Source organism: Streptomyces dioscori (genome assembly GCF_003024195.1).
Lineage (GTDB): Bacteria > Actinomycetota > Actinomycetes > Streptomycetales > Streptomycetaceae > Streptomyces > Streptomyces dioscori.
Genome location: NZ_KZ679052.1, coordinates 79155 through 99232, shown reverse-complemented (window position 1 = coordinate 99232; position 20078 = coordinate 79155). Strand labels below are relative to the sequence as shown.

Sequence of the window (20078 nt, the reverse complement as noted above, 5' to 3'; positions counted from 1 at the left end):
TCAGGAAGAGGAGGCGGAGGAGGAGGCCGACGCGCTCGGGGCGTCGCTGGGGGCACCGCTCGGAGCGCCGCTCGGGGGCGTGCCGCCGCCACCGCCGCCGCTGCCCGCGCCGGTGTTCTCGGCGTCCGGGTCGACCCCGAGCGTGATGGAGCCCTTGTAGCCCTTGGAGGGGTCCTTCTTGTGCACGGCTTTGAGGGTGAGCAGGCCGCTGGAGGCGCCCCCGCCGTCGTAGACCATGTCGTCGTCGAGCTCGGTCCAGGTGCCCGAGTGCTGGGAGTAGGGCTCCAGTTCGAAGATCTGCTCGGCGATGTCGTCGTCGAAGAAGAGCTGGCCGGTGTAGTTGACCTTGCCGCCCTCGTAGGTGCCGTCCTCCTTCTCGCCGCCGGTGTGCACCTTCACGTGGATGTGGCAGGTGCGCGGCGTGTACCAGCCGGGGACGATGGTCTCGAACTTGACGACCCCGTTGGCGTTGGCGACCTGGTAGCCCCGCAGATAGGTCTTGTCGTCGGCGGTCGAGCCGTCCTCGCTCTCGGCGGGCGCGGAGCCGCCGGGGTTGGCCGTCGTGTAGCCCGAGTAGTAGCCCCACGCGTCGCAGTGCCAGATCTCCACGGCCGCGCCGGCGACCGGGGCGCAGGACTCCGTGGTGTCCTGCACGGTGATCCGCAGCGTCAGCGGGACACCGCTCTTGCCCTCGGTGATGTCCTTCCGCACGAGGGCGCCGTCCAGGTAGTACGGGCCTTCGGTGACGCTGGACATGAGGACGCAGGTGCCGCTGCCCGACGTGGCCGACGCGCTCGCGGAGGCCGTCTCCGTGGCGCTCCCCGTGGCGCTCTCCGCAGCCGTGGCGGCCGTCTCGTCGGCGAAGGCGGACTGGTATCCGGCGATCGCGAGCCCGCCGGCCGCGGCCGTACCGCCGGTGACCGCGAGGGCCCGGCGCCGCGTGATGGTCGTGCCTTTGTGTGTTCCCGTCATGCCGGAAAAGCTAGGGAGGCGACCCGTCAGGGACATGGGTGAAAGCTGTGAGCGCCCTGAGAATGCCGGGAAAGCTGAAATCGGCGGGAAACCACCCCTCTTGGAGGGGCCCGGTAGGGGTGCCCGTTCGAAGGGGCCCGGGACGGGCCGTCAGGTCGCCAGCAGCGGTGTGCCCTCGCGCCACTTGAGGATCTTGTCGAAGCTGACCACGGCCCCGCCCCTGACGGAGCTGCCGATGTGGACGTGGTCGGCGAGCTCCTGGATCAGACACAGGCCCCGGCCGTGCTCCGCGTCGCTGTGGGAGGGCCGCAGGGGCGCACGCCCCCGTCCGGACGGGAACCCCGGGCCGGAGTCGGTCACCTCGATACGGCACTTCTCGCCGTCCAGATAGGCGGTGACCCGGTAGGCCTCGGTGGGCTTGCCCCGGTCCGTGTCGCCGCCGTGCTCGACGGCGTTGGCGCAGGCCTCGCTCAGCGCGACGGAGATGTCGTAGGAGATGTCAGGATCCACCCCCGCCGACTCCATCGTGCCGATCAGCAGGCGCCGGGCGAGCGGAACACTCGCCGCCTCACGCCGGAGATGGAGGGACCACCAGATGCTCATGCTCCAGCCTCCTGGCCGCGGCTCGACATACCGATACGTATTGCCGCCGGAGCCCGGGGCTAAGCGTGCGGGCGACGTGAGAACGCCCATACGGGGGATGTACCGACGCCATCTGCCGGTGTATGGCCGGTATGTATCCGACACACAGGACCGACACACAGGACCGAGGCACGGCACCGACGCGGCACCGACGAAGCCGACACATATGCGGGCGAATGACCCCAGAACCTCATCTTCCGGTCCGCACGTCATCTTGTGGACCTGCCGTATGGGGCGGCCAGGGCCAGTGCGATGATGAGCCCGCCATGACTGCCTCCCACCAGCGCGCGCACACCGGAGGTGATCTCCGGGTCCTGAGGGCCGCGGTGTTCACCGCGGTCTGTGTCGTGCTGGCCGCGGCCGGCCACTCCATCGCCTCCTGCGCGACGGTTCCCCTGTGGTCGCTCGGGGTGGGCTTCCTCGCCGTCTTCGCCGTCGCGGCGCCGCTCGCCGGGCGTGAGCGCTCGCTGCCGGGCATCACCGTGCTCCTCGCGACCGGCCAGACGGTGCTGCACACGCTCTTCGGACTCGGACAGCACGGTACGGCGGCCACCGCCTCCACGGCTTCCACCGGTGTGGACACCTCGCTCGTGGCCCGCGCCGCGCGGCTGGTGTGCGGCGCGTCCGTCGCGACCCTCAGCCCCGCCCAGGCCCAGCGGATCCTCGCCGACGCACAACTCGGCACAGGCACCGGCACCGGCGGTACGGGCACGGGCGCCTCGCACGCCCTGCACGAGCAGGCGGGCGCCATGTCGGCCGCCGTCGGATCACCGTCGTCGGTGCTGCCGTCGCTGCCGATGCTCCTCGGCCACGTTCTCGCCGCCGTCGCCGCCGGGTGGCTGCTGCGCCGCGGGGACATCGCTCTGCGGCGCCTCCTGCGGCTCTCGGCGCACGGAGTCGCGGAAGGGCCGCTGGTCTCCCTGCGCGGAGCCCTGGCGCTCGTACGGGCCCTGCTGGCGGGCCTGCCCGGCGTGCTCCCGGCGGTGCCCGGCGCACCGCGCGGCTGGGCGTACGAGCCACCGGCCCCGCGTACGACCGCTCTTCAGCACTCGGTCAGCCGGCGCGGTCCGCCGGCCGGCGGGGCACTCGTCCTCGCCGCCTGACACGACGCGCCACTTCGGACGTACTCCTTCGGACGTACCACTCCAAGGGTGCCGTCGTGCGGCACGCGCGCGTGCCCGCTCTTTCACGCGCGCAATCCCAGTTCTTGACCGAACGGTTCTTGACCTGACGGATTCGACCCAACGGTTCTTGACCGAACGGTTCTTCACCGAACCAGTGCTGAAAGCGAAGTGTTTCCTGCCATGAAGGCTTCTCGTATCGCCGCGACCGGTGTCGTCGCCGCCTCCGCCGTCCTCGTCCTGTCCGGCCCCGCGTTCGCCCACGTCAGCGTGCAGCCCGAGGGCACGGCCGCCAAGGGCGGTTACGCCACGGTCAACTTCAAGGTGCCGAACGAGCGCGACAATGCCTCGACCACCAAGCTGGAGATCAACTTCCCGGCCGACCACCCGCTCGCCTCGGTCATGCCGCAGCCCGTCGACGGCTGGAACGTCAAGGTCACCAAGTCCAAGCTCGACAAGCCGCTCGAACTGCACGGCGAGAAGATCAACGAGGCCGTCACCAAGGTCACCTGGACCGCGGACGGCAAGGGCATCCAGCCCGGCTTCTTCCAGAAGTTCCCGCTCTCCATCGGCGCGCTGCCCGAGGACGCCGACGAACTGGTGTTCAAGGCGATCCAGACGTACTCCAACGACGAGGTCGTGCGCTGGATCGAGACCCAGGAGAAGGGCGAGGAGGAGCCCGAGACGCCCGCTCCGGTGCTCGCGCTGTCCGCCGCGACCGACGACCACCACGGATCCGCCGCCTCCGACGACGACGCGGACGCCGAGAAGGCCGACGACGCGAAGGCCGCCGCCTCGACCACCGAGGCCGCCTCCACCGACAGCAGCGACACCACCGCCCGTGTGCTGGGCGTCGTGGGCATCGTCGTCGGTGTGGCGGGCGTGGCGTTCGGCGTTCTCGCCGGCCGTCGGCGTACCAACGCTTAAGTCCAGTACGGCCTGCGCGCAGGTCCGGACCGGCCCCCGCCGGTCCGGTACGGCCTCCGCGCAGGTCCTGTCCGACCGATCCGAGGTCGGACGCTCACCGCGATCCCGGCCGGTCCGTTTCCGGCCGGGGCCGGGGCCCGTACCCAGGAGATCGGGTGCGGGGTCCCCAGGAGAATGCACTATGCGCAAGAAGACGTACGCCGTGGCCGCTCTGTTCGCCGCGGCCGCTCTGACCCTTTCCGGCTGCGGCAGCGGCGAGAGCGGCGGTGACAACGCCGTCGCCGAGGTGTCCACCGGGACCGGCTCGGACAAGGCCGCCACGGTCCTCGACAAGCCGTTCGAGAAGCCGGACCTGGTCCTCACCGACACGCAGGGCAAGAAGTACGACCTCCGCGAGGCGACCGCGGGCAAGCCGACGCTCATCTACTTCGGCTACACCAACTGCCCCGACGTCTGCCCGCTGACGATGAACAACATCGCCGTCGCCAAGAAGCAGCTCGCCCAGGACAAGAAGCTGTCCCAGGCCCAGAAGGACTCGCTGCGCATCGTGTTCGTCACCACCGACCCGGAGCGTGACACCCCCGCCGCGCTCGGCAAGTGGCTCAAGGGCATCGACTCGGACGTCGTCGGCCTGACCGGCTCCTTCGACACGATCCAGGCGGGCGCCCGGACGCTGGGCATCTCCATCGAGGCGCCGACGAAGGGCAAGGACGGCAAGGTCACCTCCATGCACGGCACGCAGGTCATCGCCTTCTCCCCGAAGACCGACGGCGGTTACGTGCTGTACGGCGAGGACGCCACCGTCGACGACTACACCAAGGACCTCCCCGCGCTGATCAAGGGCGCGAGGCCGTGACCCGTCGTACGGCGTCCGCGGCGGCCCTCGTGGCTGCCGCCGCACTGATCCTGACGGGCTGCGGGAACTCGGACTCCGACGGCTCGGGCGGCTCCGGTGGCGGGCTCTCGGTGGGCTCCGCCTACATGCCGCAGCCCGTGTCGGACTCCATGGCGGCCGGTTTCCTGGTCATCGCCAACGACGGCGGCGCGGACGACCGGCTGTCCTCCGTCACCAGCGACGTGGCCGGCGAGGTCACCATCCACACGACCGTCGGGCAGTCGATGGAGCAGGTGAAGGACCTCGACATCCCCGCCCACGGCAAGCTCGTCCTCGAAAGCGGTGGCGACCACCTCATGTTCGAGAAGCTGAAGCGCAAGCCGAAGGAGGGCGACACGGTGTCCCTGGAGCTGCGCTTCACCGAGTCCGATCCGATCAAGGTCGAGATGCCGGTGAAGTCCGCCACCTACCAGCCGTCCGCGGCGACGAAGTCGTCCTCGCGGTCGTCTTCCGATCCGACCGCCCCGACCGACCCATCCACCGTGTCCGCTCTGCCTGCTCTGTCCACTCTGTCCGTTCCGTTCACGACATCGCACCACTGAGGGAGGGAACACCGTTGAGCCAGACCATCGCTCCCCGTGTGCGGACGCTGTTGCTGCTGCTCCTCGCCGTCACCGGCGCGCTCCTTGCCGGGGCCGTGCCCGTCTCCGCGCACGCCGCCCTGACCGGGAGCGACCCCCAGCAGGGAGCGGTGGTCGCCGAGGCCCCCGCCCAGGTGTCGCTCACCTTCTCCGAGCAGGTCGCGATGTCCGACAGTTCGGTGCGCGTGCTCGACCCCAAGGGCAAGCGCGTCGACACCGGCAAGACGTCCGGGCAGGGCGGCAACACGTACGCCGTGAAGCTGCACTCGGGCCTGCCCGACGGCACGTTCACCGTGACCTACCAGGTGGTGTCCGCGGACAGCCATCCCGTCTCCGGCGCCTTCACCTTCTCCATCGGCGCGCCTTCCACGACCACGGTCGCCGTGTCCGACCAGGAGGCCGGCGGCGGGCTCGTGGGCGGCCTCTACGGCTTCGCGCGCTATGTGTCGTACGCGGGATTCATCCTGCTCGTCGGCGGCTCGGCCTTCGTGCTGGCCTGCTGGCAGCGCGGCACCGGTGTACGGGCGGTGCAGCGGCTCGTGGTCTCCGGGTGGCTCGCCCTGACCGGGGCCACGCTCGCCATGCTGATGCTGCGTGGGTCGTACACCGGGTCGGGGAAGTTCGGGGACATCTTCGACCTGAACCTGCTCAGCGACGTGCTGCAGACCAAGACGGGCGCCGCCCTGGTGTCGAGGCTGCTGCTGCTCGCCGCGGCCGCGCTGTTCATCGCCGTGCTCTTCGGGGCGTACGAGAAGCGCGAGGACGAGGAGGAGAAGAGCGATCTGACCTTCGGGCTCGCCATCGGCGGGTTCGTCGTGGCGGCCGGTCTCGCCGCGACGTGGGCGATGGCCGAGCACGCCTCGACCGGTCTCCAGGCGGGCATCGCGATGCCCGCCGACGTGCTGCATCTGCTCGCCGTCGCGGTCTGGCTGGGCGGGCTGTCGACGTTGCTCGTGGTGCTCTACCGGGCACCTTCGATCGAACGGTCCGCCGTACAGCGCTTCTCGCAGGTCGCGTTCGGCAGCGTGGCCGTGCTGGTCGTGACCGGGATCTACCAGTCGTGGCGGCAGGTCGGCTCGTGGTCCGCGCTCACCGGGACCTGGTACGGGCAGCTGCTGATGATCAAGGTCGGCCTGGTGGTCGTCCTCGTCGGCATCGCGTTCGTCTCGCGACGCTGGACCGCACGGCTGGCGCAGACGCCGGCGCCTGCCAAGGAGCGGGCGAAGGCCTCGGTCGGGGCCACGGCTTCGAAGAAGTCGACCGGTTCGGCCGGAACGTCTGGATCGACGGGATCGACGGGATCGGCCGGGGGCAAGGGAGCCAAGGGAGCCAAGGCGTCCAACAGCTCCAAGGGGGCCAAGGGCTCCAAAACATCCACCGGGTCCGAGGAAAGCCCGGACGCGAAGGACAAGGAGAAGGTCCCCGCGGGCGGCGACGGCGGGGGCGGCGGCAAGCGTGCCGCCCAGCTGGCCCGGCAGCGGGCCGCCGCGGCCACCGCGCGCGACAAGCGCCTGCGCGACGCCGACCCGCTCCGCTCGGGCCTGCGCCGCTCGGTGCTCGCAGAGGCGGGCGTCGCGGTCGTCCTGCTGGCCGTCACCACCGTGCTCACGTCCACCGAACCGGGGCGTACGGAGGAGGAGGCGAAGGCCGCCACCGCCGCCGCGACCGCGGAGCAGACCGGTGAGGCGCTGTCGCTGGACATCCCGTTCGACACGGGCGGCCAGGACGGCAAGGGGATAGCCCGCGTCGAACTGGACCCGGCCCGCGTCGGCGGCAACGACATGCACGTCTACGTGGAGCGGCCGAACGGCAAGGCCTTCGACATCCCCGAGGTCAAGGTCGCCTTCACCCTCAAGGCGAAGGACATCGGCCCGCTGCCCGTGGTCCCCGACCGCATCGCCACCGGACACTGGACGGCGAGCGGGGTGCAGATCCCCATGGCGGGCAGCTGGCAGATCGAGGTGACCGTGCGGACGTCCGACATCGACCAGGTGACCGTGGACAAGAACGCGCAGATCGGCTGAACGACACCATGGCTGAACAGTCCACTCCGAAGACCCCTGTTCCGAAAGCTCCCCCCAAGGGGGTTGATTCCGGTTCCGGTGGCTCCAGGGGCGTCGTCTCCCGGCGGCGCCTGCTCGGCACCGCCGGTGCCACGGGCCTCGCGCTGGGTGCGGCGGGCGGAGCCGCCGGTTACGCCGCCGCGCCCGCCGCCGACCGGACCGCGCTCCTCAACTCGGTGGGCGCGGACGAGGTGATGTTTCACGGGAAACATCAGCCGGGCATCACGAACGCCCTGCAGGCCAAGGGCCACCTCGTCGCCTTCGACCTGGCGGCGGGCGCGGGCCGCAAGGAGGCGGCGGCCCTGCTGCGGCGCTGGTCGACGACCGCCGAGCGGCTGATGGCGGGCGAGGCGTCCGCGCACGACGACACGGACGTGGCACGCGACGCCGGACCCTCGTCCCTCACGGTCACCTTCGGTTTCGGCCACAGCTTCTTCGCCCGTACGGGACTGGAGAAGCTGCGCCCGATCGCCCTCGACCCGCTGCCCGACTTCTCCTCGGACCATCTCGACAAGGCCCGCAGCAACGGCGACCTGTGGGTCCAGATCGGCGCCAACGACTCCCTGGTCGCCTTCCACGCCCTGCGCGCGATCCAGCAGGACGCGGGCCGGGCGGCCAGGGTGCGCTGGCAGATGAACGGCTTCAACCGCTCGCCCGGCGCCACCACACGACCGCTGACGGCCCGCAATCTGATGGGCCAGATCGACGGCACCCGTAATCCCAAGCCCTCGGAGTCCGACTTCGACCGGCGGATCTTCGTGCCCGACGCGGGCGACCCGGCCTGGATGGCGGGCGGCTCGTACGCCGTCGTACGCCGTATCCGGATGCTCCTCGACGACTGGGAGAAGCTGTCGGTCAAGGACCAGGAGGACGTGATCGGCCGCCGGAAGTCCGACGGGGCGCCGCTGTCCGGCGGCACCGAGACGACCGCGATGGATCTGGAGAAGACCGGCGGCGACGGCAAGCTGGTGGTCCCCATCAACGCGCACGCCCGTATCACCCGGCCCGACGAGAACGGCGGCGCGGCGATGCTCCGGCGGCCCTTCTCCTTCCACGACGGCATCGACGCGGACGGGGTGCCGGACGCGGGGCTGCTCTTCGTCTGCTGGCAGGCCGACCCGTTGCGCGGCTTCGTACCGGTGCAGCGCAAGCTCGACCGCGGGGACGCGCTGTCCACCTTCATCCGGCACGAGTCGAGCGGGCTGTTCGCGGTGCCGGGCGGCGCGGCGGAGGGGGAGTACGTGGGTCAGAAGTTGCTGGAGGGCTGAGATCCGCTCATCGGGGCGGGGTTGGGGAAGCGTGAGCCCAGTTCCGCGAGGCCCATTAGGGTGAGGCCATGCCAGCCAGCTACGCGTATCTCGGCCCCGAGGGCACCTTCACCGAAGTGGCCCTGCGGACTCTTCCGGAGTCGGCCACCCGGCAGCTCGTCCCGATGGTGTCCGTTCCGGCGGCGCTCGACGCCGTGCGGGCCGGTGAGGTCGAGGCCGCGTTCGTGCCGATCGAGAACTCAGTGGAGGGCGGCATCACCACGACGATCGACCAGCTGGCCGTCGGCGAGCCGCTGATGATCTACCGCGAGGTGCTCCTCTCGATCACCTTCGCCCTGCTGGTCCGCCCCGGCACGAAGCTGTCCGACATCAAGACGGTCAGCGCCCACCCGGCCGCCCAGCCGCAGGTGCGCAACTGGATGCGGGACAACCTCCCGGACGTCATCTGGGAGTCGGCGGCCTCCAACGCGGACGGCGCACGTCTGGTGCAGGAGGGGCGGTACGACGCGGCCTTCGCGGGCGAGTTCGCGGCGGCGCGGTACGGCCTGGAGGCCCTGGAGACCGAGATCCACGACGCGGAGAACGCGCAGACCCGGTTCGTCCTGGTGGGCCGGCCCGCCCGGCCCGCGGCGCCGACCGGCGCCGACAAGACGTCCGTGGTGATCTGGCAGCGCGACGACCATCCCGGCGCCCTGCTCGAACTGCTCCAGGAGTTCGCCGTCCGCGGCGTCAACCTGATGCTGCTGCAGTCCCGGCCCACCGGAGAGGGCATCGGCAACTACTGCTTCGCGATCGACGCGGAGGGGCACATCGCGGACCGGCGGGTGGCCGAGGCGCTGATGGGCCTCAAGCGGGTCTGCCCGAAGGTGCGGTTCATCGGGTCCTATCCGCAGGCCGACGTCGACCCGAAGGACGTACGCGCACCGAGGGCCGGGACCTCGGACGGCGAGTTCGCGGCAGCCTCGGACTGGCTGGCTCGCTGCCAGGACGGCCGCTTCTAGGCGGTCCTGCCTGCTGGTCCTGCCTGCCTGCCTGCCTACCAGTCCTAGCTGCTGGTCCTACCTGTAGATTTTCTTCATCCACAAAGTTATCCACAGGCTCGCTTCTCGACCTGGGGACAAGTCGACAACGAAGCACGACACAGTCGACAAATCGGCCTACAGCCCACAACTGCGTCCACAGCCCCGCAGGTCACCCTTCGTCCACCTGTTTTCCCTGACCAATCCCTTAGAGGGAACCATTTCCACCCGAACGTGGGTGTAGAGAGGGTTTGATTCGGGAATTCCTCGCCCCGAATGCGGCTTTCGGAACGATCACTTCCGATGTCCACAGATCTTTCGCACAGCCTGTGGATAACTTTTCGAGGGTGTGGATTCCTGTGGACAACCCCTCTGCCAAGTCCCTTGTCCCGCAAGGGAATCGAGTCAACCCACCGCATCCCGCCTGCCCCGTTCCAGGGAGCCGCGCCCTTTTCGATTGACGCGGATCGGCACAATTCAAACGACTCGACAATTCCAGCAAACCATGACAGAAGCGACAGATCGGAATACCGGGTCGTGTCCCGGAACCCCGCACCGGTAGCCTTGTGGGGTGATTGACCTTCGCCTGCTTCGTGAGGACCCCGACCGTGTTCGCGCCTCCCAGCGCGCCCGTGGAGAGGATGTCGCGCTCGTCGACTCCCTGCTCTCCGCCGACGAGCGGCGCAGGTCGTCCGGCGTCCGCTTCGACGAGCTGCGCTCCGAGCAGAAGGCGCTCGGCAAGCTCATCCCCAAGGCTTCGGCGGAAGAGAAGGCCGAGCTGCTCCAGAAGGCCGGCCGGCTCGCCTCGGACGTCAAGGCGGCCGACGCCGAGCAGCACGAGGCGGACGAGGAGACCAAGCGGCTCCTGCAGCAGCTCGGCAACCTCGTGCACCCCGACGTCCCCGTCGGCGGCGAGGAGGACTTCGTCGTCCTGGAGACGCACGGCACGATCCGCGACTTCGGCGCCGAGGGCTTCGAACCCAAGGACCACCTGGAGCTCGGCGAGGCGCTGGGAGCCATCGACGTCGAGCGCGGCGCCAAGGTGTCCGGCTCGCGCTTCTACTACCTGACGGGTGTCGGCGCGCTCCTGGAGCTCGCTCTCGTCAACGCGGCGATCGCACAGGCCACGGAGGCCGGCTTCATCCCGATGCTGACCCCGGCGCTGGTCCGCCCGCGCGCCATGGAGGGCACCGGCTTCCTCGGCCAGGCCGCGGAGAACGTGTACCACCTGGAGAAGGACGACTTCTACCTGGTCGGCACCTCCGAGGTCCCGCTCGCGGCGTACCACATGGACGAGATCCTCGACGCGGACAAGCTGCCGCTGCGCTACGCGGGCTTCTCGCCGTGCTTCCGCCGCGAGGCCGGCACGTACGGCAAGGACACCCGGGGCATCTTCCGCGTGCACCAGTTCGACAAGGTCGAGATGTTCTCGTACGTCGATCCGGCGGACGCGGAGAACGAGCACCAGCGGCTCCTCGACTGGGAGAAGCAGTGGCTGACCGGCCTCGGGCTGCCCTTCCAGGTCATCGACGTGGCCTCGGGCGACCTGGGCTCGTCCGCCTCGCGCAAGTTCGACTGCGAGGCGTGGATCCCGACCCAGGGCAAGTACCGCGAACTGACCTCGGCCTCGAACTGCGACGGCTTCCAGGCCCGCCGCCTTTCGGTGCGCATGCGGGACGGCAAGAAGGTGCAGCCGCTCGCGACCCTGAACGGCACGCTGTGCGCCGTCCCGCGCACGATCGTGGCGATCCTGGAGAACCACCAGCTGGCCGACGGTTCCGTACGGGTGCCCGAGGTGCTGCGTCCGTACCTGGGCGGCCGTGAACTGCTGGAGCCGATCTCCAAGTGACCGGCACCACCGAGCCCACAGATTCCAGCGCGTCCACCGCGTCCACCGGGGCTTCCGATACGCCCGGGACAGCGCAGTCGTCCGGGGCGACCGGGGCGTTCCCGTACAAGCTCGTCGCGACCGATCTCGACGGAACGTTGCTGCGCTCCGACGACACCGTCTCGGAGCGCACCCGCGAGGCACTCGCCGCGGCCACCGTGGCGGGTGCCGCGCACCTCGTCGTCACCGGCCGGGCGGTGCCCTGGACCCGGCACATCCTCGACGACCTCGGGTACGAGGGCCTCGCGGTGTGCGGGCAGGGCGCCCAGCTGTACGACGCCGGGGCGCACCGGCTGCTCACGTCGGTGACGCTCGACCGGCAGCTGGCGGGGCTCGCGCTCGCCAAGATCGAGGCGGAGGTCGGCCCGCTGGCCCTCGCCGCGAGCCGCGACGGACTCGACGGTGACGTGCTGGTCGGCCCCGGCTACCGGGTGCAGGGCCTGCTGCAGTCCGTGCCGTTCACCGACATGGCCGAGCTGTGGGCCGCGCCCCTGACCAAGATGTACATCCAGCATCCCCGTCTCACCGACGACGAGCTGACGTCCGCGGCGCGGGCGGCGGCGGGCTCTCTCGTGAACATCGTGATGGCGGGCGAGGGCATCGTGGAGATCCTGCCCCTGGGCCTGTCCAAGGCCACGGGGCTCTCCCTGGCGGCCCGCCGCCTGGGCGTGAAGGCCGCCGACACGATCGCCTTCGGCGACATGCCGAACGACATACCGATGTTCGCGTGGTCGGGACACGGCGTGGCGATGGCCAACGCCCACACCGAACTCAAGGCCGTGGCCGACGAGATGACCCTGTCGAACGACGAGGACGGCATCGCGGTGGTGCTGGAGAGGCTGCTGGGCTAGCGGCTCCGCGGCACCTCTGGGTCCCGCCCGGGAGGGGCGGCCCGCGCGGAGGTACGCGCTCGAAGCGGCCGCCCCGGGCAGCTCCCGTACGGGGCGGACTCGACGGAGCTGACTACTCCGGAGCCCGCACGCTGCCCTCTCGGGAGCTCGACGAACCGCCACTGACGGGCATCGCCGTGCTCCTCACCCGGACTGCGGCGCCGGAGGAATCCGGCGGCCTGGACATGTCCACTGTGCCCGCGGGACGAGTCGGACGCCACTGAATAATCGGACACCGCCGAATAAAAGGGCGCCCGGCACACAGCGGGCGACAGAGATCAGCGGCGCCGCCACCTGCGCCGCCGCGCCTTGCTGAAGAACCATCCCGCGGGCGGCTCGTCGGAGCGCCAGGGCTGCGGATCGGGGCCGCCCTCGCGCCAGCGGGCCGCGAGCATACGGGCGCGCGCGGACGGCTCCTCCGTATCGGCGGACCGCACGAAGTCCTCGTCGAGGACGAGTTCGTCCCAGACCTCCTCGGTGGACTCCCCCCGGCCTTCGCCTGGGCCCTGTCCGTCACCGCGTCCGTCACCGCGTGGCGCCTGTGCTGCCATCCCCGTTCCTCCTCGTCGCATCCCCTCGGGCCAGTGTGCCGTCACCGGCGTAAAACCCACTTCAAGATCAAAATTCCACCGCGGGATCAAAGACAAATGCGGCTCCACGCGCGCGTGGAGCCGCATCGGCCACCCGAAGCCCCGCCTTCCGGGGCCCCGGGGAGGCCTACTCCTCGCCGGCCAGCGTCAGCGTCCGCAGTTTCTGTCCCGCGAACCAGGTGGCGGCGACGGTCACCACGACCAGCAGCACCGTGCCGGTGGTGAGACTCACGTCGGAGGTGACGAGGTCGCCGCCGGACACCTTCTGGGCCACCGCGAGCGACCACTGCTGGACACTCAGCGTCCTCGCCCCGGAGACCAGCGTCCCGAAGAGCGCCTCCCACACGAGGGCGTATACGAGCCCGAAGACCACCGCGTGCCGCGTGATCGTGCCGAGCAGCAGGAACAGCGCGGCGTACGCGATCGAGGCGACCAGCGCGGCCACGGTGTAGGCGACAGCGACCTGCTGGCCGTTGCCGTTGAGGATCAGCCCGGCGAGGAACGTCGGGACCGCCGAGAACACCATGGTCACGGCGACGGCGACGATCAGCTTGGTGAAGATGATCGTGGGGCGCTTGACCGGCTTGGCGAGCAGGTAGACGACCGAGCCGTCGTCGATCTCGGGGCCGATCGCACCGGTGCCCGCGATGACGCCGATGATGGGCACCATCGTGGCGAGCGCGAAGCCGCCGAGGACGTCCGCGGCCACCTGGTCGTCGGCGCCCGTGAAGCCGCGTACGGCCGCGGAGATGACGATCAGCAGGACGGGCAGGGCGCCCAGGATGAGGGCCCGGCGGCGGCCGAGAAGGCCGCGGTAGGTGAGCCGGGCGACTGTGGGGTCGTACATCTTTCGGCCTCCTACGCCGCGACGAGATACGAGAAGACGGACTCAAGGGACTCGTCGGACGGCGAGACCGTGAGCAGTCGGATGCCGTGGTCGCGGGCCACTCGCGGCAGCAGTGCCGTGAAGCGGGGGAAGTCGACGGCCTGGATGCGCAGTGCGCCCTCCTGAAGGTCCACTTCGATGCCGGACGTCGACGGGTCGGCGATGAGTGCGGCCGCGAGCGCGCGGTCGTCGCTGGAGCGGACGAGATAGCGGTGCGGGCGGTCGGTCATCAGGCGGCGGATCCGGCGGAAGTCGCCGCTCGCCGCGTGCCGTCCGGCGACGATCACCTCGATGTGCGAGGCGAGCTGCTCGACCTCCTCCAGGATGTGCGACGAGAAGAGGACCGTGCGGCCCTCGTCGCCCATGCGCCGCAGCAGTTCCATCAGCTGCATGCGCTGGCGCGGATCCATGCCGTTGAAGGGCTCGTCGAGCAGCAGCAGCGAGGGGTTGTGGACGAGCGCGGAGGCCATCTTCACGCGCTGGCGCATGCCCTTGGAGTACGTCGAGATCTTCCGGTCCTGCGCGTACTCCATCTCGACCGTGGCGAGGGCCCGGTGCGCGGCCTTGTCACCGAGGCCGTGCAGCTCGGCGTTGGCGACGACGAATTCGCGGCCCGTGAGGAAGTCGTACATCGCCTCACGCTCGGGGACGATGCCGATCTGCTTGTAGATCTCCTCGTTGCGCCAGGTCGGCCGTCCGTCGAGGGTGACGGAGCCGGTGGAGGGGGCCAGGAAGCCGCCCATCATGTTGATGAGGGTGGACTTTCCGGCGCCGTTCGGGCCGAGCAGGCCGGTGACGCCGGGGCCGATGGTCATCGTGATGTCGTTGACGGCCACCACGTTGCCGAACCAGCGCGAGACGTGGTCGATGGTGAGGGTGCTCATGGGCGCGGCCCGTTCCTTGGAAGGGTGGTGGCGGACGACGGGCGGGCGGTCACAGTCCGACCTTTCGGTAGCGGCGCATCAGGAGGCCGTAGCAGCCCGCGACGAGCCCCAGGACGGCGAGCAGATACACGACGCCCTGGCCGCTCGAAGGACCGTCACCGCCGGGGAACGCGGACGTGGCGCCCAGGAAGGCGGTCTGCACCCCGTCGATCAGCGTGATCGGCGAGAAGAGGCCGAGCCAGGAGATCGCGTCGGTGCTGGACTGGTCGTAGGCGATGGCCTGGACCGTGGACACCGCTCCGTAGGAGATGGTCAGCACGGCGATGACGGCGGCGATACCGAAGCCGCGGCGCGGGGTGACCGCCGAGATGACCAGGCCGATGCCGGCGAAGAGCAGGGAAAGCAGTGCCACGGAGACGAGCCCTTGTCCGAAACCCTTGGTCTGGTCCCAGAAGTCGAGTTTGGCGAGCAGCGCGCCTACGTAGAGCACCAGCAGCGGTGCGGCGGTGAGCATGAACAGCGCCGACGCGAGCGCCGCGTACTTGGCGCGTACGTAGTCGGCGGTCTCGATGGGACGTGAGAAGTACAGCGGGACGGTCTTGAAGCGCAGGTCGCGGGAGACGGACTGCGGTCCCTGGGAGGCTACGTACAGACCGATGACGGCCTGCATGATGATCGCGTAGCGCGTGTAGTCGACGGGCAGGTCCTTCGCCTTCGTGGCGACGGCGACCGCGACCATGATCAGTGCGGGCACGCACATCACCACGAAGAGCAGCATCGGCAGCACTTTGGACTTCACCGAGCGGCCGAGGCCGTACGAACCGCGCAGCGACATCGAGTAGAGCGAGCGGCGGGCGTACGCGCGGCCCAGGCGGGGGCCGTCGTAGTTGCGGTAGCCGATGTTGTGGATCCGGGTCTGCTCGCCGCCGCGCGCCGGAGCCGGAACCTGTGCCTGGGGCTGCTCAACCGCCATGGCCGACCGCCTCCTTCCGCTGTTCGTCGCCGTTCTTCAGGGCCTGCGCTTCGGCGTCCCTGGCTGCCTGCTCGTCGCTGTCCTTGAAGACCTCCGCGATGTGGTGCCTGCGCTGCTCCATGCGCACCAGACCGAGGCCCAGGTCGGCGACGACGTCCCGTACGAGGTCGTACGTCTCCTCGCCCTGCGCGGTGAGCAGGAGGATGTGGCCCGCGCCCGGCAGCCCGCTGCCGTCGTGGGTCTCGACCCCGCGCGCGTGGAGCACGTCGCGCAGTGCGCCGGTGCCGTCCGGGTGCTCGTCCGTGTCGGTGACCTCGACCGCGAGGATCGCCGTGCGCTGTGTGAAGTCCGTGGTGGAGCTGGACCGCAGGAGCTTGCCGCCGTCGATGACGACGACGTGGTCGCAGGTGCGCTCCAGCTCGCCGAGCAGATGCGAGGTGACCAGGACGGAGATGCCGAAGTCGGTGTGGATGCGGCGGATGAGGCCGAGCATCTCGTCGCGGCCGACCGGGTCGAGGCCGTTCGTCGGCTCGTCGAGGAAGACCAGCTGCGGGTCGTGGACCAGCGCCTGCGCGAGTTTCACGCGCTGCTTCATACCCGTCGAGTAGCCGCCGATGGGGCGGTACCGCTCCTCGTAGAGGCCGACGTGGCGCAGCGTGTCCGCGGTGCGCTCGCGGGCCGCCGCCGGGGGCAGGCCGGACATGCGCGCCATGTGGACGACGAACTCGGTGGCCGAGACGTCGGGCGGCAGGCAGTCGTGCTCGGGCATGTATCCGACGCGCTCCCGGATGTCGCCGCCCTGGGTGGCGACATCGAGGCCGAGCACCGCGGCGCGGCCCTCGGTGGCGGGGGACAGCCCCAGCAGGATCTTGATCAGTGTGGACTTGCCGGCTCCGTTGGCTCCGACGAGTCCGGTCACACCGGGTCCGACGTCCACGGAGAGCCGGTCAAGAGCGGTCACCCTGGGGAACCGCTTGCTCAGGCTTTCGGTCGCGATCACAGTCACATTCCGAAGGTAGTGGCGCAGGCCACATCAGTCGTCAGACCTGGGAGCTGTATCGCTGTCACCCTCCAGTCGTACGGGCCCGTAGGGGTCCCCCTCAGGTCGAACAACCGACGGCTGCCGCTGTGCCCGGCTTGCCCGGGTCGGTCGGGTCGGTCGGGTCGGTCGGGTCGGTCGGGTCGGCCAGGGCGCTCGGGACGGTCGGCTCGTCAGGGCCGGCCGGGTTGTCCACAACCACACGGTTTTCCACAGGTCCCGCACCCACCCCTTGACGCAGCCGCCGACAATGGTCACATTCATCAGTGTCAAGTTACGGGCGCGTACGGCAGTCGGCTTGGAACGGACGGTGGCATGACCTCAGCAGTTGCTCGGCCCGGGGCCCCATCAGGCCCGCTCGCCGCGGAGCTCGGCGGTTTCAGGAAGGTGCAGCGGCTCGCGTACGCGTGCGCCGAGGCGCGCTGAAAGGTCTGGTGGGCGACGCGCTGCACGGCCACCGCGACGGCTGGTCTCCTCTGTGGTCGCCGTACCGCTTCTCCGACCATCCGCCGCGTCCGGGCCTGTGGGCGGTCGAACCGCACCTCGGATTCCGGGGCACGGGCGCGAAGTTCGAGGAGATCCTCGTGGTCACCGACTCCCGGGACCCCGGGCAGAGCGCGTTCTGGCTGGACGACGACTTGCCGCACGTGCGGCGCTGGGCGGAGGAAAAGTGAGCCGTGACGGAGAACGTGTGAGCCGTGGCGAAGGGCAAGTGCCCTTCGGTGAAGGACGGGTGACCCTCGCGGGCGCGCGTGAGCGCCGGGTGCGTACGGGCGGTGTCGAGCTGTGTGTCGCCGAGTGGGGCGATCCCGCGGCGCAGCCCACGGTGGTGCTGGTGCACGGCTATCCGGACTCCAAGGAGGTGTGGTCCGAGGTCGCCGGGCGCCTGGCCGAGCGCTTCCATGTCGTGCTGTACGACGTGCGCGGCCACGGCAGATCCACCGCGCCCCGGCCGCTGCGCGGCGGGTTCACCCTGGAGAAGCTCACGGACGACTTCCTGGCGGTCGTGGACGCGGTCAGCCCGGACCGGCCGGTGCATCTGGTCGGCCACGACTGGGGTTCGGTGCAGGCCTGGGAGTTCACCACGGTCGAGCGCACAAGAGGGCGGATCGCGTCCTTCACCTCGATGTCCGGTCCGTCCCTCGACCACTTCGGGCACTGGATCAAGAAGCGCGTGTCGCGTCCGACGCCCCGCAAGGTCGGGCAGTTGCTCGGTCAGGGCGCCAAGTCCTGGTACGTGTACCTGCTGCACACCCCCGTCCTGCCCGAACTGGCCTGGCGCGGCCCGCTCGGCAGGCAGTGGCCGAAGATCCTGCGCCGCCTGGAGAGGATCCCCGCCGGTGACTATCCGACCTCGTCACTGCCCAGGGACGCAGCCAACGGGGCGTGGCTGTACCGCGACAACATCCGCCCCCGCCTGGGCAGACCTCGCGGCGACGCGTACGCCCACGCGCCCGTGCAGCTCATCACGCCCCTGGGGGACGCCTACCTCTCGGAGCGGCTCTACGACGAACTGGAGCAGTGGGCCCCGCGGCTGGTGCGCCGCACCCTCCCGGCCAAGCACTGGATCCCGCGCACCCGGCCCGACCAGGTGGCGGCCTGGATCACCGAGTTCGTGACCTCGACCGAGGGCGGTCGGCCCGAGCCCGCGGTGAGCGGCCCGCACGCCGGGCGCTTCGGCGGGCAGCTCGTCCTGGTCACCGGCGCGGGCAGCGGCATCGGACGGGCCACCGCCTTCGCGTTCGCCGAGGCCGGCGCGCGCGTGGTGGCCGTCGACCGGGACGCGGAGAGCGCGGCGCGCACCGCGGAGCTGTCCCGGCTAGCCGGCGCCCCGGAGGCCTGGGCCGAGACGGTCGACGTCTCGGACGAACAGGCCATGGAACAACTGGCCGCGAAGGTCGCCGCCGAGTACGGGGTGGTCGACGTCCTCGTGAACAACGCCGGAATCGGACTGTCCGGCTCCTTCCTCGACACCACCGTGGAGGACTGGCGAAACGTCCTCGACGTCAATCTGTGGGGTGTCATCCACGGCTGCCGGCTCTTCGGTAAACAGATGGCGGACCGCGGACAGGGCGGCCACATCGTCAACACCGCGTCGGCTGCCGCTTATCTGCCCTCCAAGGCACTGCCCGCCTACAGCACCTCCAAGGCCGCGGTGCTGATGCTCAGTGAGTGCCTGCGCGCCGAACTGGCGGGCCAGGGCATCGGCGTCTCGGCGATCTGCCCCGGATTCGTCAACACCGCCATCACCTCGACCGCGCGCTTCACCGGAGTCGACGCCGAAGAGGAGAAGCGGCGCCGGAAAAGGTCGGCGCGGCTGTACGGACTGCGCAACTACCCGCCGGAGAAGGTCGCCGAGGCCGTTGTGCGGGCCGTCGTCCGCAACCAGGCCGTGGTGCCCGTGACAGTGGAGGCCCGCGGCGGCCGTCTCATGTCCCGTTTCGCTCCCAGGGCACTGCGCGCGATCGCACGGATGGAGCCACCGCTGTGACAGAGCACCACGCCATCACGCCCCGCCGGGTCTCCTTCGACTGGGAGCGGACCCCGCTCCACTGGATACCGGCCGAGCCGACGGCCACCCACGTCATCAATGTGCTGCATCTGCTGCTGCCCGCGGGGGAGCGGTGGTTCGTCAAGGTCTTCAAGGAAGGCCTGCCGCTGGTCACCGACCCCGAACTGCTCAAGGACGTCAAGGGGTTCATGGGGCAGGAGGCGACGCACAGCGTGCAGCACGCGTACGTGCTCGACCATCTGGCGGCGCAGCGGCTGGACACGGACGCGTACACGAAGCACGTCGAGTTCCTCTTCCGGACGATCCTGGGCGAGACTCCGCCGCTGGGCCGGATACCGGCCCGGGAGTGGCTGCTCTTCCGGCTCTCGGTGGTTTCGGCCATAGAGCAGTTCACCGCGGTGCTCGGCGACTGGGTGCTGGCCGCCGAAGGGCTGGACGGGGCGGGGTCCGACGCGGTCATGCTCGACCTGCTGCGCTGGCACGGCGCGGAGGAGGTCGAGCACCGCGCGGTCGCTTTCGACATGTACCAGCACTGCGGCGGCGAGGGCCTGCCCCGGTATGCGCGCCGGGTCGCGGGCATGGCGGTCACGGCCCCGGTGATGCTGTACATGTGGGCGTGGGGAGCGGGCCATCTGATACGCCACGATCCCCAACTGGCGGGCAGACTCCGCTATTCGCTCGGGGCGCACAACCGGGCGGTGCGCAGGGGGCTGCTGCCCACGTGGAAGGAGCTCGGCTCGGCCGTCCCGCGTTATCTGCGGCGCTCGTACCATCCTTCGAAGGAGGGCTCGATGCGCCGCGCGGTCGAGTATCTGGCCGTGTCGCCCGCGGCCCGGGCCGCGGCGGGGGCGATCGGCAGGGCGGCGATCGCTTAGCGACGGGCGCTCGGGCGGGCAGGGAACCGCAAGGGCCCGGAACCGGAAGGGCA

The 20078-nt window shown here is 70.2% G+C and carries 18 protein-coding genes and 2 pseudogenes; 12 read left to right on the top strand and 8 right to left on the bottom strand.

The genetic code is table 11. The features are described 5' to 3' along the window. Entirely contained in the window at positions 1-972 is a 972-nt protein-coding gene (locus tag C6Y14_RS32550; protein ID WP_225891385.1) for an intradiol ring-cleavage dioxygenase, read from the bottom strand. A 150-nt stretch (positions 973-1122) separates the two neighbouring features. Continuing rightward, entirely contained in the window at positions 1123-1575 is a 453-nt protein-coding gene (locus tag C6Y14_RS32545; RefSeq protein WP_107020479.1) for an ATP-binding protein, read from the bottom strand. 305 nt (positions 1576-1880) lie between these two features. On the opposite strand from C6Y14_RS32545, the gene C6Y14_RS32540 reads away from it, so the two are divergent. The 9 genes and pseudogenes from C6Y14_RS32540 to C6Y14_RS32500 all read left to right on the top strand — a co-directional run bounded on the left by C6Y14_RS32540 (position 1881) and on the right by C6Y14_RS32500 (position 12227). Next, positions 1881-2717, top strand: a complete 837-nt coding sequence (locus C6Y14_RS32540) for a hypothetical protein (RefSeq protein WP_107020478.1) — start codon at positions 1881-1883, stop codon at positions 2715-2717. A 201-nt stretch (positions 2718-2918) separates the two neighbouring features. Next, the gene (locus tag C6Y14_RS32535) at positions 2919-3662 is read left to right on the top strand and encodes a YcnI family copper-binding membrane protein (protein WP_107020477.1); all 744 of its coding nucleotides are present in this window, start codon (positions 2919-2921) and stop codon (positions 3660-3662) included. A 181-nt stretch (positions 3663-3843) separates the two neighbouring features. Continuing rightward, the gene (locus C6Y14_RS32530; RefSeq protein WP_107020476.1) at positions 3844-4518 is read left to right on the top strand and encodes an SCO family protein; all 675 of its coding nucleotides are present in this window, start codon (positions 3844-3846) and stop codon (positions 4516-4518) included. After that, positions 4515-4976: pseudogene (locus tag C6Y14_RS32525) on the top strand (copper chaperone PCu(A)C); the annotation flags it as partial. The gene C6Y14_RS32530 and the pseudogene C6Y14_RS32525, both read left to right, overlap by 4 nt. 137 nt (positions 4977-5113) lie before the next feature. Then, the gene (locus tag C6Y14_RS32520) at positions 5114-7162 is read left to right on the top strand and encodes a copper resistance CopC/CopD family protein (RefSeq protein ID WP_107020474.1); all 2049 of its coding nucleotides are present in this window, start codon (positions 5114-5116) and stop codon (positions 7160-7162) included. Between the two features lie 8 nt (positions 7163-7170). Continuing rightward, positions 7171-8469, top strand: coding sequence for an iron uptake transporter deferrochelatase/peroxidase subunit (gene efeB / locus C6Y14_RS32515; protein ID WP_107020473.1), 1299 nt, complete (start codon positions 7171-7173; stop codon positions 8467-8469). A 68-nt stretch (positions 8470-8537) separates the two neighbouring features. Next, positions 8538-9470, top strand: a complete 933-nt coding sequence (gene pheA, locus C6Y14_RS32510) for a prephenate dehydratase (protein ID WP_107020472.1) — start codon at positions 8538-8540, stop codon at positions 9468-9470. Positions 9471-10059: 589 nt separating this feature from the next. Then, positions 10060-11337, top strand: coding sequence for a serine--tRNA ligase (gene serS / locus C6Y14_RS32505; RefSeq protein ID WP_107020471.1), 1278 nt, complete (start codon positions 10060-10062; stop codon positions 11335-11337). Then, positions 11334-12227 (top strand): HAD family hydrolase, encoded by an 894-nt coding sequence (locus C6Y14_RS32500; protein WP_107020470.1) that lies wholly within the window; start codon positions 11334-11336, stop codon positions 12225-12227. Before serS ends, C6Y14_RS32500 begins: the two co-directional genes overlap by 4 nt. Before the next feature lie 317 nt (positions 12228-12544). Here C6Y14_RS32500 and C6Y14_RS32495 read toward each other — a convergent pair whose 3' ends face one another. The 6 genes from C6Y14_RS32495 to C6Y14_RS45600 all read right to left on the bottom strand — a co-directional run bounded on the left by C6Y14_RS32495 (position 12545) and on the right by C6Y14_RS45600 (position 16834). Beyond that, entirely contained in the window at positions 12545-12817 is a 273-nt protein-coding gene (locus C6Y14_RS32495; protein WP_107020469.1) for an SGM_3592 family protein, read from the bottom strand. Positions 12818-12983: 166 nt separating this feature from the next. Next, on the bottom strand, positions 12984-13703 hold the full coding sequence (locus C6Y14_RS32490) for an ABC transporter permease (RefSeq protein ID WP_107020468.1): 720 nt from the start codon (positions 13701-13703) through the stop codon (positions 12984-12986). 11 nt (positions 13704-13714) lie between these two features. Then, positions 13715-14626 (bottom strand): ABC transporter ATP-binding protein, encoded by a 912-nt coding sequence (locus C6Y14_RS32485; RefSeq protein ID WP_107020467.1) that lies wholly within the window; start codon positions 14624-14626, stop codon positions 13715-13717. Positions 14627-14675: 49 nt separating this feature from the next. Beyond that, complete coding sequence (locus C6Y14_RS32480; protein ID WP_107020466.1) at positions 14676-15599, bottom strand: ABC transporter permease subunit; 924 nt, start codon at positions 15597-15599, stop codon at positions 14676-14678. Next, positions 15589-16599: an ABC transporter ATP-binding protein gene (locus tag C6Y14_RS32475; RefSeq protein WP_107020465.1), complete on the bottom strand. Its 1011-nt coding sequence runs from the start codon at positions 16597-16599 to the stop codon at positions 15589-15591. Before C6Y14_RS32475 ends, C6Y14_RS32480 begins: the two co-directional genes overlap by 11 nt. A 100-nt stretch (positions 16600-16699) precedes the next feature. Then, on the bottom strand, positions 16700-16834 hold the full coding sequence (locus C6Y14_RS45600; protein ID WP_263973111.1) for a hypothetical protein: 135 nt from the start codon (positions 16832-16834) through the stop codon (positions 16700-16702). Between the two features lie 223 nt (positions 16835-17057). Between C6Y14_RS45600 and C6Y14_RS32465 the strand changes: the two are divergent. The 3 genes and pseudogenes from C6Y14_RS32465 to C6Y14_RS32455 form a co-directional block, all read left to right on the top strand. Beyond that, a pseudogene (locus C6Y14_RS32465) lies at positions 17058-17312 on the top strand (M24 family metallopeptidase); the annotation flags it as partial. Between the two features lie 59 nt (positions 17313-17371). Beyond that, on the top strand, positions 17372-19129 hold the full coding sequence (locus C6Y14_RS32460) for an SDR family oxidoreductase (RefSeq protein ID WP_107020599.1): 1758 nt from the start codon (positions 17372-17374) through the stop codon (positions 19127-19129). Beyond that, positions 19126-20025, top strand: coding sequence for a metal-dependent hydrolase (locus C6Y14_RS32455; RefSeq protein WP_107020463.1), 900 nt, complete (start codon positions 19126-19128; stop codon positions 20023-20025). The genes C6Y14_RS32460 and C6Y14_RS32455 overlap by 4 nt, the downstream gene beginning before the upstream one ends. The last annotated feature ends 53 nt before the right edge of the window (positions 20026-20078 follow it).